Below are 423 nucleotides of genomic sequence, written 5' to 3' on the forward strand. Positions count from 1 at the left end.
TCCGAGAGTGAAGTTATGAAGAGAACTGGAAAGTTCCAAGCATTCGGAGAGTGCTTGCATAATGTTGCGTCTGTCTGCTATAAAGTTCACATGTATATTTTGTCGTGGCAGGGCAAGAAAATGGGATTTTTGTGGAAAACAGAGTTGGGAATGATAGCTACAGCCAAAGACAGAAATGTGTGTATTGCCTATGTTTGCTGTATTTTGCGCCGATTGGGATTATCCTTCATATAGGATAAACGGTGAAAGAAGAAATCAAAGAATAATGCGAAAAAGGCAACCGATAAGATATGTTGTCTTTTCCTTCAAGTTCCCTATATTTCCCTGCTGTTCCCTGCTGCTTTGAGGTATGGAAAACACATCCTACTTTTGCAGGCAGAAACGTGCGGTAAGACGCAAAACAATAAGGAATTACAAACAAAA

Annotated in this window: 2 protein-coding genes; one reads left to right on the plus strand and one right to left on the minus strand. The window is 40.0% G+C overall.

Translation table 11 applies throughout. From position 1 onward, the window contains the following. Positions 1 to 234, plus strand: a 234-nt coding sequence (locus X919_RS17080; protein ID WP_036917468.1) for a hypothetical protein, incomplete at its 5' end; no start/stop codon positions are given. On the opposite strand, the gene X919_RS17085 is transcribed toward X919_RS17080, so the two are convergent. Beyond that, positions 227 to 423 (minus strand): hypothetical protein (locus X919_RS17085; protein WP_216592157.1); only part of this gene is annotated, 197 nt, incomplete at its 5' end. The genes X919_RS17080 and X919_RS17085 overlap by 8 nt on opposite strands.

Origin of the sequence: Prevotella sp. HJM029 (genome assembly GCF_000599605.1) — a bacterium.
Lineage (GTDB): Bacteria > Bacteroidota > Bacteroidia > Bacteroidales > Bacteroidaceae > Prevotella.